General features: G+C 68.4%; 10 protein-coding genes. 6 read left to right on the top strand and 4 right to left on the bottom strand.

From position 1 onward, the window contains the following. Positions 1-65: 65 nt before the first annotated feature. Both K8940_RS06275 and K8940_RS06270 read right to left on the bottom strand, forming a co-directional pair. Entirely contained in the window at positions 66-482 is a 417-nt protein-coding gene (locus tag K8940_RS06275; protein ID WP_223393841.1) for a host attachment protein, read from the bottom strand. A gap of 108 nt (positions 483-590) precedes the next feature. Further along, positions 591-1,388 (bottom strand): RNA methyltransferase, encoded by a 798-nt coding sequence (locus tag K8940_RS06270; RefSeq protein WP_223393839.1) that lies wholly within the window; start codon positions 1,386-1,388, stop codon positions 591-593. Positions 1,389-1,465: 77 nt separating this feature from the next. Between K8940_RS06270 and K8940_RS06265 the strand changes: the two genes are divergently transcribed. After that, a complete protein-coding gene (locus K8940_RS06265) occupies positions 1,466-2,461 on the top strand; it encodes a serine hydrolase (RefSeq protein ID WP_223393837.1) in 996 nt (331 codons plus the stop codon). A 10-nt stretch (positions 2,462-2,471) separates the two neighbouring features. Here K8940_RS06265 and K8940_RS06260 read toward each other — a convergent pair whose 3' ends face one another. Then, a complete protein-coding gene (locus tag K8940_RS06260; protein WP_223395785.1) occupies positions 2,472-4,895 on the bottom strand; it encodes an ATP-binding protein in 2,424 nt (807 codons plus the stop codon). A gap of 258 nt (positions 4,896-5,153) precedes the next feature. Between K8940_RS06260 and K8940_RS06255 the strand changes: the two genes are divergently transcribed. Beyond that, entirely contained in the window at positions 5,154-6,365 is a 1,212-nt protein-coding gene (locus tag K8940_RS06255; protein WP_223393835.1) for an NADP-dependent isocitrate dehydrogenase, read from the top strand. Positions 6,366-6,431: 66 nt separating this feature from the next. Here the strand turns inward: K8940_RS06255 and K8940_RS06250 are convergent, their stop codons facing one another. After that, on the bottom strand, positions 6,432-7,025 hold the full coding sequence (locus K8940_RS06250) for a CAP domain-containing protein (RefSeq protein ID WP_223393833.1): 594 nt from the start codon (positions 7,023-7,025) through the stop codon (positions 6,432-6,434). A 339-nt stretch (positions 7,026-7,364) separates the two neighbouring features. On the opposite strand from K8940_RS06250, the gene K8940_RS06245 reads away from it, so the two are divergent. The 4 genes from K8940_RS06245 to K8940_RS06230 all read left to right on the top strand — a co-directional run bounded on the left by K8940_RS06245 (position 7,365) and on the right by K8940_RS06230 (position 12,408). Then, on the top strand, positions 7,365-7,943 hold the full coding sequence (locus K8940_RS06245; RefSeq protein ID WP_223393831.1) for a DUF2939 domain-containing protein: 579 nt from the start codon (positions 7,365-7,367) through the stop codon (positions 7,941-7,943). A gap of 27 nt (positions 7,944-7,970) precedes the next feature. Continuing rightward, entirely contained in the window at positions 7,971-8,915 is a 945-nt protein-coding gene (locus K8940_RS06240; RefSeq protein ID WP_223395784.1) for an AEC family transporter, read from the top strand. 86 nt (positions 8,916-9,001) lie between these two features. Beyond that, complete coding sequence (locus K8940_RS06235; protein ID WP_223393829.1) at positions 9,002-11,107, top strand: TonB-dependent siderophore receptor; 2,106 nt, start codon at positions 9,002-9,004, stop codon at positions 11,105-11,107. Positions 11,108-11,115: 8 nt separating this feature from the next. Continuing rightward, positions 11,116-12,408, top strand: coding sequence for a PepSY-associated TM helix domain-containing protein (locus K8940_RS06230; protein ID WP_223393827.1), 1,293 nt, complete (start codon positions 11,116-11,118; stop codon positions 12,406-12,408). Positions 12,409-12,437: the final 29 nt, after the last annotated feature.

Below are 12,437 nucleotides of genomic sequence, written 5' to 3'. Positions count from 1 at the left end.
AACCGCCCGGGGCGCAAGTCGGCGGAGATCGGGGAAGGGCCACGCCCCTCCCCGCCCCCACAAGGTCAGGCGGCGCTGGCGTAGCGCGCGACCTGGACCACGCTCTGCAGGGTGATGATGGTGGCGTCGACGCGCTCGTGAGCGTCCGAGCCGATGACCTTGCGGGCGACGGCCGTCGACAGGCCCCGGCGCAGGTGGCCCAGGGCCCTGGGCGGCGCCACCAGGATCACCTGGTCGAAGCCGTGGCGGGCGTTCAGGTCGTCGAGGCGCTTGGCCAAGTCGCGCAGGAACGCCTTCTCGGCCCGGTCGCGCGCGTCGCCCGGATGGGTGATGTGACTGGGACCGTCATGCTCATGGTGCTCCTTCAGGCCGGACAGCCATTCGGGGCGGTCGTGCAGCGGGCCGCCGATGCGCGGCTGCTCCAGCAAGCGGGCGCGATGCCCGTCGGCGACGACGATCAGGGTTGTTGCATCGGGGGTCATGCAGAGGCTCCTTGGCTTGACCACGCCAGGACCCTGCGCCCGCCCCGGTCGCCGACGGATGATCGAGGTCAATTCCGCCGCGCCCGCGCGCCCTTAGAGGGAGTGTCCTTAAGGAGCCTCGCCCTTATCCTTCGAAGCCTTCTCGGCCAGCTTGGCCAGCACGCGGCCGCGCCCCTTGCTGAGCGCGGTGATCACGCCCCGGAAAGTGCGCACCTCCTGCTCGGTCAGCCGGGCCCGGGCCAAGGGGACGCGCAGGTTGCGGACCATCGACGGCTTCTTCTCCGGCGGATGGTAGAAGCCCGCCTTGTCCAACTCGCCTTCGAGATGCTCGTACAGGCCAAGCAAGCTGGCCTGGTCGGCCGGCTCCTCGACATTGTGTTCGAACTTCTTCCAGGGCCGGTCGTCCTGGGTCATCTTCCATTCGTAGGCGTTGATCGACACCGCCTGGGCCAGGTTCAGAGACCGGAAGCGCTCGTCGATCGGGATCGAGACGATGGCCTGGCACAGCGCGATGTCGTGGGTCTCGAGCCCGGCGCGCTCGCCGCCGAACAGCAGGCCGACCTTGCGGCCCTGGGCGACTTCCTCGGCCAGATGGCCCGCGCTTTCGCGCGGCGTGTAGACCGGCAGGCGCGTCTCGCGCGGCCGGGCCGTGGTGGCGTAGACCAGCTTCAGGTCGGCGATCGCCGCCTCAAGGCTGTCGAACACCTTGGCGTCGTCCAGCGGCCAGTTGGCGCCCGAGGCGCTGGCCCAGGCCCGCTCCTGCGGCCAGCCATCGCGCGGGCGGACTAGGCGCAGGTCCGAGAGGCCGAAATTGGCCATCACACGGGCCACCGCGCCGATGTTCTCGGCCAGCTGCGGCTCGTTCAGGATCACGCAAGGGGGGACGGGCTTGAAGTCTTCGGTCATCCGCACCCTTTGCCGCCGACCGCGGGCTTGATGCAAGGGGTGCGCAGCCGAAACCGCCACGGCCGCGTTTAGCCCGCATGTCGCGCCGCGCCTTTCTGACCGCCCTCGTCGCCCTGCCCCTCATCCACGCCTGCGGCGAAAAGCCGATGCTGGGCCAGGAAGAGCCGACGATGAAACCGAAGCGGTTGAACAAGCGGATCGAGGCCATCGCCATCCGCGCCCAGCCGGCCGTGCTGGGCGTGGCGGTCGAGGACCTGGGCACGCGCCAGCTGTGGACGTTCAACGGTGATCGGCCCTTTGCATTGGGCGGCGCCGCGCGGATCCCGATCCTGGCGTCGGTGATGGCCGAAACCGAGGCCGGAAGCTTGCCTGAGAGCGAGATCCTGACCGTCCGCGACGTCGACCTGTCGCCGCCTCCGAGCGCCGTCGCCGACGCCTGGCCCGCCCGCCGGACCTGGAGCGTCGCCGAACTGGAGGGGCTGGCCCGCAACGGCGATACAACCGCCTTGGACCTGCTCACCAGACGCGTCGGCGGCCCGGGCGGCGTCAATGGATGGCTTCTGGTCAAGCGCCTGGAGAACGTCAGCGTCGACCGCTACCGCCGCCAGATCGCCACCGACGCCCGAGGCGTGGCTTCGTTTCGCGCCGACTGGAAAGGCGAAGCCGCCTGGCGTCGGGCGGTCAACGCCGTGCCGGCGGAGCAACGCGCCCAGGCCGGCCGAGCGCGAGCGAGCGACCCGCGCGATACGGCCACGCCCGTCGGCATGGCCCGATTGCTGGAAGCCTTCATCAACCGCGAACTGGTCCAGAAGCCTGATCCGGCCAGATTGCTGGGTCGAGACCCCGGCTACCTCGCGAACGCCCTGCCTAAGGACGCGAAGATCATCCAGTCGGCCGGCGCAGCGCCCGCAGATCTCGGCGTATCGCCCACCAGCCACGCCATCGCCTTCGTCGAACTGAAGGACGGCCGCCGCATCGCCTTCGTCGTCTTCCTGACCGCCTCGACGGCGGACGCGGCCACGCGCGAGCGGCTCGTCGCCGATGTCGGGCGCGCGGTGTTGGAAGAGTTCTAGCGGCCCGACTTCAACGTCTCTGGGCCCGCGCCAGGGCTTCCAGCAACTGGGCCGGGTGCAACGGCTTGGCCAGGTGCAGGTTCGCGCCGGCGGCCTGGGCGGCGGCCACGTGCTCCTCCATGGCGTTGGCGGTCAGCATGACCACCAGCACCGGCGGCGCGCCCGAGGCGGCTTCGCGAGCGCGGATAGCGCGGGTGGCGGTCAGGCCGTCCATGACCGGCATCTGCATGTCCATCAGCACCGCGTCGAAGCTGGCCGTCTCCAGCGCGTCCAGCGCAGCCTGGCCGTCCTCGACCATGGTCAGGTCGACGCCGAACGGCTCCAGCACGATCTCGACGACCTTGCGGTTGGTCGGGTGGTCCTCGGCGACCAGGATCCGCATGCCCTCAAGCGAGATCTCCCGGTCTTCCTCGGCGGCCGCCTCGGCCAGGTCGGCGCAGCGTCTCAAGGGCAGCACGACCTCGAAGCGCGCCCCCTCGCCCACGCTCGCCTCGGCGCTGATTCGACCGCCCATCATCTCGGCCAGGGCCGCGCAGATCGACAGGCCCAGACCCGTCCCGCCGAACTGGCGGGTGATCGACTGGTCGGCCTGCACGAAGCGCTTGAACAGGCGCTGGCGCACGGCCTCGTCGAAGCCGACGCCCGTGTCGCGCACGACGAAGCGCACGGCCTCGCCGACGCGATCGACCTCCAGGCGCACCTCGCCCCTGGTCGTGAACTTCACCGCGTTGGCCAGGAGGTTCGAGAGGATCTGGCTGATGCGGCCCGCGTCGCCGTCATAGGTCCCGACCGCGTCGGGCGCGACCGACCAGCGGAAGTCCAGGCGCTTGGCCTCGGCGGCCGCCGCGTGCAGCTCGGCCATGCCGCGCACCAGCTGGATCAGGTCGAACGGCGCGGTCGTCAGCTGGAACTCGCCGGCCTCGATCTTGGAGACATCCAGGATGTCGCCCAGCACCCGCTCCAGCAGACGGCCCGAGGACGAGACCAGGGCGGCCAGCTCGCGACGAGCCTCGGGGTCTTCCTCGTCGACCAGGCGGTCGCCGATGGCGATCACCCCGTTCAGCGGCGTGCGCAACTCGTGGGACATGTTGGCCAGGAACACCGACTTGGCCTGGTTGGCGCGCTCCAGCTCGGCGGTGCGCTCGGCCACGCGGTCTTCCAGCGAGCGGCGCAGTTCCTCGTTGCGGTCGCGCTGGCGGCGAAGGGCCCGCGCCAGGGATCCGATCTCGTCCGGACGGGTCTCGATTGGCCCGGCAGCCGCCGTGTCGCCGTTCTGCTGGGCGTCGGCCAGCGCCTTTAGCGGCTCGGCGACCATGCGGTTGGTCAGGCGATACAGCAGCAAGACCTGCAGGGCCACGCCGATGAAGCCGAACAGCAGCACCCAAGACGCCGTCTTCAGCGACGACCAGACGATGTCGCCCGACGGGAAGGTCATCAGGAACCACCAGCCCGGCTCGACCAGGCGGCCATAGGCCACGAGACGGTCGCCCCGGGGCGACAGCACCGCGCCGACATCGCGCTTCTGGGCGCGGATCCGGTCAACCAGGCGTTTGAGGTCGTTGTCGGTCTCGAACTTGCGCAGCACCCCGACGTCGACCACGCCATCGCGCGCCAGGCCCTGGGCGGCCACCAGCTCGCCGTCATCGGCCACGATCAGGTTGCGTCCGCCCGGCAGGGCGTCGGCCACGGCGCGCAGCAGGTAGCTGTCCAGCGACAGGCTGGTGCCGAACGCCCCCATGAACCGGCCGTTGTAATAGAAGGGCGTCATGCAGGCCGCATTCAGCCCCCGTCCGCTGGGGTCCGAGATCAGCCGCCGCAGCTTGGTGCACTTCATGACCCGGCCCGGATTGTTCTCCGGCAGGGTCAGCTGGGTCATTTCCTCATGAGTGATGGAGAGGTTCGGCGGCGCGTCGCGCCGGTAGTACATCAGCTTGTCCGGCCGGTTCGGGCCGAACATCACCAGCCGTGTCCGGGGCGTGAAGAAGTAGAAGTTGTCGTAGTGTCGGATCTCGGCCTCGCCCGCGGAGGCCACCACGTCGGTCGCGGCCACGAACAGCTCCTGTTCGGGCAGGCTGAGCGTTGCGGCGTCCGGCAGGAACGCGCCGACGCCGTAGACATAGCGGTTGCCGATCCGCGCGCCGTCGAACAGGCCGGGGATCGAGCGCCGGGTGCCGTCGCCCTTCGCGGGGAACAGTCGCTCGAACTGGGCGTGGATCTCGGGATCGGCGCCCATGGCCAGCCGCCGCGTCAGCGCCTCGGCGGCGGCGTCATGCACCTTCACCAGGTCGGAGAACAGACGGTCCTCGGTCTTGACCCGCTCGCCGACATATTCGGCCAGGTGACGGGTCTGGGTGTCGGCGGCGCTCTTGCGCACGAAGACGAAGGCCGCCGCCGTCGCGACGCCGGTCACGGCGATCGACAGGATCGCCACCATGGTCAGCAACCGCCGCGCCAATGGCGCGGTCACGCCCGCGATCGCTCCCGGATTATTGTCCAACGACACTCCCTAGCCCGCGCCCCCGGGGCCGATATCCCCAAACCTTAAGCTTGAACGCTGAAGTTACCCGCGAGGACGAAGCGTCCGGCTTTTCCCCCGCGACGCAACAGTCTATAGCCTCCCGGTCCGCGCCGCTTCCTGGCCCTGTGCGCCAGATCGCCACAGGCGCGCCACCGCCAGAGGAACATCCCCGCAATGGCCAAGATCAAAGTCGCCAACCCCGTCGTCGACATGGACGGGGACGAAATGACCCGGATCATCTGGAAGCTCATCAAGGACAAGCTGATCTTCCCGTACCTGGATCTGGAACTGGACTACTACGACCTGTCGGTCGAGAACCGCGACGCCACCGACGATCAGGTGACCATCGACGCGGCCAACGCCACGAAGAAGCACGGCGTCGCCGTGAAGTGCGCCACCATCACGCCGGACGAAGCCCGCGTCGAGGAATTCAAGCTCAAGAAGATGTGGAAGTCGCCGAACGGCACGATCCGCAACATCCTGGGCGGCGTGATCTTCCGCGAGCCGATCATCTGCCAGAACGTGCCGCGCCTGGTGCCGGGCTGGACCCAGCCGATCATCGTCGGCCGTCACGCCTTCGGCGACCAGTATCGCGCCACCGACTTCAAGTTCCCGGGCAAGGGCACCCTGTCGATCAAGTTTGTCGGCGAAGACGGCCAGACCATCGAGCACGAAGTGTTCAAGGCTCCGGACGCCGGCGTCGCCATGGCGATGTACAATCTCGACGACTCGATCCGCGACTTCGCCCGCGCCTCGTTCGCCTACGGCCTGAACCGCGGCTATCCGGTCTATCTCTCGACGAAGAACACGATCCTCAAGGCCTATGACGGCCGCTTCAAGGACATCTTCCAGGAGATCTTCGACGCCGAGTACGCCGACCAGTTCAAGGCCAAGGGCATCCACTACGAGCACCGCCTGATCGACGACATGGTCGCCTCGGCGCTGAAGTGGTCGGGCGGCTACGTCTGGGCCTGTAAGAACTACGACGGCGACGTGCAGTCGGACATCGTCGCCCAGGGCTTCGGCTCGCTGGGCCTGATGACCTCGGTGCTGATGACGCCGGACGGCAAGACGGTGGAAGCCGAAGCCGCCCACGGCACCGTCACCCGCCACTACCGCCAGCATCAGAAGGGCGAGAGCACCTCGACCAACTCGATCGCTTCGATCTTCGCCTGGACGCGTGGCCTGGCCCACCGCGCCAAGCTGGACAACAACGCCGAGCTGGCCAAGTTCGCCGCCACCCTGGAAAAGGTCTGCATCGACACCGTCGAGGAAGGCTACATGACCAAGGACCTGGCCCTGCTGGTCGGCGACAAGCAAGGCTGGCTGACGACCGAAGGCTTCCTCGACAAGATCGACGAGAACCTGAAGAAGGCCATGGCCTAGGACTTTCGGCTTCGGCCTGAACCAGAGCGCCCCGGAGGTTTCCTCCGGGGCGTTTTCTTTGTTGGTCTATTCCGCCTTACCGCGCTCCATCAGCGCGCCCGCGAAGTCGATCACGCACATCGAGCCCCACTGACGGTGGCCGCCGCAGGCGACGCCGGCGGCGCTGTAGCTGGCGGTGAAGATATTGCGCCGATGGCCCCGCCCGGCGACGCGGCTGTCGATGACCAGTTGGCGGACGATCGCCCGGGCGTCGTCGGAACCGTACGAGATGTTCTCGGCGGACAGGCCGGCGAAAACACCGGCGGCGCGCAGGCGAACGCCCAGACTGCCCGCCGGACCGTGGCCGACATCGCCTCGCGCGGCCTGTCGCTGAGCGTGCTGGCGCGCCGCGACGTCCAGGCGGCGGTCGGACTTCAAGGGGGCCAGCGGCGGCTGACGTTCCAGGAAGTCGATGGCTTCCTCGACCGCGCCCGGCTCCTCCTGCTCGAACGCCCAATCAGGCGCGCGACGCAGCTCACGGGCGTATTCGGCCGGATGGGCGCGGACATAGTTGACCTCGGCCAGCACCGCGTCTTCCAGGTCGTCGGCGTGGGCGATGGCGGGGATCAGGAAGGCGGCGGACAGCAGCGCCCAGGAGTGCGCCAAGGGACGGCACAACATGTGTCGTTACTCTCGATACTGACGTCCCCCGAGGATCGCCAATAGCAGCCGCAGCGGCTTCAAGCGAGGCGCGTGTTGTCGCGTGGCGAAAACAATCCATGAGCGACAATTGACATATACAACCATGAAGCGTTCAATCACACACAAGTCGTCCCCGTTTGGACGCCTTCCCCTGATCCGTCGTCGAGCCCTCCTCCCCGACCGGATCCCCTCCCGCGCCGCTTCCGCCCCTCGGAAGCGGCGTTTTTTTACACCTCGATCCGAGCGCTCCGATGCGCCAGCAGCCTTGCGGCGAAAGGCGATAGCTGGTCTATCCGCGTTTACCTTTTCGGAGGCCGCATGACCCTGCAGAAGCGGATCTGGGACCTGATCGTTCTGGCGATCTTCGTCTTCGCCGCCACCTTCGCGATGGCGCCCTGGTTCGCCTTCCGCGCCCTGAAGGCCGCGGCCCAGTATGAGGACGTGCAGGCGATCGGCGAACTGGTCGACTTCCCGGCCGTCCGGCGCAGCCTCACGGGCCAGCTGGTCGTCGACGCCCCAGCCAACAGGCCGGAGCCGCCGTCGATCTGGCGCGATCCGCTGGGCGTCTTCAAGAAGGCCATCGAGCCGATCGCCCCGCCCGAGCCCAAGGTCGACCGCTATCTGACCGTGGCCGGCGTCTCGGCCCTGACGCGCGGCTATGCGCCGGGCGCCGCGCCGCCGCCCTCGTCGCGCGAGGGCTCGCTGACCGGCCAGATCACCGACGCGGTCAAGGGTCCCTATCCCGGCATCGTCTACTGGGATCCGAACCGCGTGCGCATCGCGGTCAAGCGCCCGGACCGCGGCGGCAAGATCACCGTCTTCACGTTCGAGCGCCGGGCGCTGTTCACCTGGAAGCTGGTGCATATCCGCCTGCCGGCCGACGAGCGGCGGGGCTGACGTCCAGGGGCCTTTGATTTCGTGCTTATCCTTGTTCTCGACATCGTCGCGCGGGTCTGGCCGTTCTTCCTGCTGGTCGCCGCGGGCCTGGCCCTGAGCCGACTGCGCCTGCTGGACGCGCGGATGACGCAAGGCCTGTCGGCCTATGTCTACTGGGTCGGCTTTCCCGCGCTGCTGGTCCATTCGCTGTCGCGCCTGGGACGTCCCGGGCACGACCTGATCCTGGGCCTGACGGCCTATGCCGGAGCCGGTCTCGTCGTCATGGCCTCGGTGGCGGCGGCTGGCCGCCTGCTCGGCTGGACCCGGGCCGAGCGGGCCGGAGCCGGCATGGCGTCAGGGGTCGGCAACAGCGCCTTCCTGGCCCTGCCGATCACGGGCGCGGTCCTGGGGGCCGAGACCGCCCGCCTGGTCGCCGGCGTCGTGGCCATCGATTTCGTCGTAATGGCCGCCACGGGCGTGGGCCTGCTGGGCTGGGCGGCGGGCCGCTCGATCTGGCGCTCGACGCTCCAGGCCTTCCGCAATCCAGTCGTGGCCGCCGCCCTGGCCGGCGTCGCCCTGGCCCTGCTGGACATCGCCCTGCCCCAACCCCTGGACCGCGCGGTCGGCATGGCCGCCGCCTCGGGCAGTCCCGTGGGCCTGGTCGCCCTGGGCGCGGCTCTGGGCTTGAGGGAAACCGAGGATGAAACCGCGCCGTCATGGGGCCCCGTCACCCTGGCCGCGCTAGCCAAGCTGGTCGCCTTTCCCTTGCTAGCCTGGCTGGCCATCGGCCTGACGCCCGCCCCGCCCGCCTTCCGCGCCGGCGCGACACTGCTGGCCGCCGCCCCGACGGCGGTAAACGTCTTCATCCAGACCCGGGCCTATGGCGTCTTCGCCCGAGGCGCGGCGCGCACCGTAGCCCTGACCACGGCGCTGTCCCTGGCGACCCTGGCCCTGGTCGCCCTTCTGCTGAAGGCGGGACATCCTTTAAATTGAGCTGAACGCCCTGTGCGTGTTTGACACCGCTACCCCTGGCCGATATTGCACTTGCGAGTCATTATCGTTCGCATAGAGGCAAAGGCATGTCCCCGTCCTTCCGCGCCCTTCTGCTTGCTGGCGTCGCGCTGGCCGGCGCCAGCGTCTCCGACATCGCCTGCGCAACGGAGAACGGGGCGGCCGAGACCGGCGCGGACGCCGCGGACAGCAACCAGGTGGAAGGCGTGCTGATCACCGGGGCGCGCACGCGCACCTCGGCGGTGACCGGCCTGGACATGAGCCTGCGCGAGACCCCGCAGTCGGTCAGCATCATCAACCAGGACCGGATCAAGGACTTCGCCCTGACCGACGTGAACCAGCTGCTGGCGCAGGTCACGGGCATCAATGTCGAGAAGGTCGAGACCGACCGCACCTATTACAACTCGCGCGGCTTCGACATCACCAACTTCCAGGTCGACGGCGTCGGTCTGCCGCTGATCTGGGGCATCCAGTTCGGCTCGCTCGACACCGTGCTGTTCGAGCGCGTGGAGGCCGTGCGCGGCGCCAACAGTATGATGACCGGCACCGGCAACCCGTCGGCGACGATCAACTACGTCCGCAAGCGTCCGACCCACGAATTCCAGGCCTCGGCAGCCCTGCAGTATGGCTCCTGGAACGACTACCGTCTGGAGGCCGACGTCTCGGGCCCGCTGAACGCCTCGGGGACGCTGGCGGGACGCCTGATCTACGCCAACGAGGACGCCGACAGCTATCTCGACCACTACGGCGTCAACCGGAACGTCTATGGCGCCCTGCTGGCCTGGGACGCCACGCCGAAGCTGACCGCCACCGTCGGCTGGTCGATGCAGGACAACCGCGCCCGGGGCAACAACTGGGGCGCCCTGCCCCTGGTCTACAGCGACGGCACGCGCATCGACTATCCGCGCTCGGCCTCGACCTCGGCCGACTGGACGCATTGGAACGTCAAGGACCAGAGCGCCTTCGGCGAACTGGCCTGGCGCTTCGACAACGGCTGGCAGCTGAAGACGATCGGCACCTACAAGCGCTTCGAGGAGAACGCCAAGCTGCTCTACGCCTACGGTGCGCCCGACAAGGCCACGGGCCTGGGCGTCTACGGCATGGCCGGCGTCTATCCGTCGATCTACGAGAGCTACATCCTCGACGCCTACGCCTCGGGCCCGTTCAAGCTGTTCGGCCGCGAGCACCAGCTGGTGATCGGCGGCCAGACCTCGCGCGCTCACGGCCACGAGTACGAAGACTTCTCGAGCGACACGATCGTCTACGGGCCGGTGACCGACTGGGATCACATCCAGCCGGCCGAGCCGACCTTCCCGGGCGCCTATCTGGCCTCGGACCAGCAGGACCGCCTGACCCGCTTCTACGCCGCCACTCACCTGAACGTCAGCGACAGGCTGAAGGTCGTGGCCGGCTTCAACGCCCTGAAGCTGAAGTCCAAGGGCTTCTCGTACGGGGTCGACACGCCGCGTGACGAGGACAAGGTCAGCCCCTATGCCGGCGTGGTCTACGACCTGACCCAGAACGTGTCGCTGTATGCGAACTACACCGACATCTTCAATCCGCAGTCCGAAGTGGACGTGAACCACAAGACCCTCGCGGCCGCCCACGGCAAGAGCTACGAGGCCGGCTTCAAGAGCGAATGGTTCGACAAGCGCCTCTACCTGACCGGCGCGGTCTTCGCCTCCCGCCAGGACAGTCTCGCCGAGTTCGCCGGGACCTTCGACGACGGCAAGAGCTACTATGTGGGCGTCGACACCAAGGCCAAGGGCTACGAGCTGGAAGCGGTCGGCGCGATCAACGACCAGTGGCGCGTCAGCCTGGGTTGGACCGACCTGAAGATCGAGGACGCCGACGGGAACAAGACCCGCCTCTACACCCCACGCAAGACGCTGAAGGCCTCGACCACCTACACCATCCCGGCGGCGCGCAACCTGACGCTGGGCGCGCAGTTCCGCTGGCAGGACGACATCGAGGGCGCGGACATCGTCCCCATCACCCAGAAGGCCTATGGCGTCCTGGACCTGATGGCCGGCGTCGACGTGACCGAGAAGGTGCGCGCCACGGTCAACGTCAAGAACGCCACCGACAAGACCTACCTCACCAGCCTGATGTGGAACCAGTCGTACTACGCCGCCCCGCGCAGCGTGTCCCTGCGCCTGGACTACGCCTTCTAGGATCCACCATGGACGCCCGCACGCCCCCCGCCGTCGCCCGAAAGACCGAGAACCGGACGTTCCGGCTGCCGCCGGTGCGCCCGATCATCGGCTTCTGGCACCGCTGGGTCGGTCTCGTCATGGCCGGGTTCCTGTTCATCTCGGGCGTCACCGGCGCGGTCATCTCGTGGGATCACGAGCTGGACGACATCCTCAACCCGCACTTGATGCACGCCCGCGCCGAGGGGCCCGCCAAGGCGCCGCTGGAACTGGCCAAGGCCGTCGAGGCGCGCGACCCGCGCGTCCAGGTCACCTTCGTCCCCCTGGCGCCCGAGCCGGGCGAGGCCTACGCTTTCGGGGTCTATCCCAAGCAGAACCCCGCCACGGGCAAGTTGTTCACGCCCGGCTACAACCAGGTCTTCATCGACCCGGCGACAGGCGAGGAGCTGGGCCGGCGCGAATGGGGGGCGGCCTGGCCGATCACGAGCGAGACCTTCGTGTCGTTCCTCTATGTGCTGCACTACAGCCTGCACATTCCGGCCATGTGGGGCGTCGACCGCTGGGGCGTCTGGCTGATGGGCGTGATCGCCGTGCTCTGGACGATCGACTGCTTCGCCGGCGTCTATCTGACCCTGCCCTCGCGCGCCTCGGCCAAAGGCGGCAAGAGCTTCCTCAGCCGCTGGAAGCCGGCCTGGCAGATCAAGACCAAGGCCAGCGCCTACCGGATCAATTTCGACATCCACCGCGCCTTCAGCCTGTGGCTGTGGGGCGTGCTGCTCACCGTCGCCTTCACGGCCTTCTCGCTGAACCTCTACACCGAGGTCTTCTATCCGGTGCTGTCCAAGGTCTCCAAGACCACGCCCGGCCCGTTCGAACTGCGCGCGCCCGCGCCGCTGGACCAGCCGATCATCGCCAAGAAGACCTATGCCGAGGTCATCGAGACCGCCAAGATCGAGGCCAGGAAGCGCGGCTGGACCGATCCTGTCGGCGGCGCCTTCTACGCGCCCGGCTATGGCGTCTATGGCGTCACCTTCCACCAGCCGGGCGGCGACCACGGCGCGGCCGGCGTCGGCACGCCCTATCTCTACTACGACAGCACGACCGGCCTGCCGGCGGGCGAACGCTTACCCTGGGTCGGCACCGCCGCCGACATCTTCGTCCAGGCCCAGTTCCCCCTGCACTCGGGCCGGATCCTGGGTCTGCCGGGGCGGATCCTGATCTCGTTCACTGGCCTGGTCGTCGCCGCGCTCAGCGTCACCGGCGTGGTGATCTGGTGGAAGAAGCGCAAGGCGCGGGTGGCGCGCAAGGTCCGCGCCGCCTGACGGAACCTGGCGGGCTGCTGACACGGATC

Source organism: Caulobacter segnis, from assembly GCF_019931575.1.
GTDB lineage: Bacteria > Pseudomonadota > Alphaproteobacteria > Caulobacterales > Caulobacteraceae > Caulobacter > Caulobacter segnis_C.
This window is presented reverse-complemented; position numbering and strand designations above follow the sequence as displayed.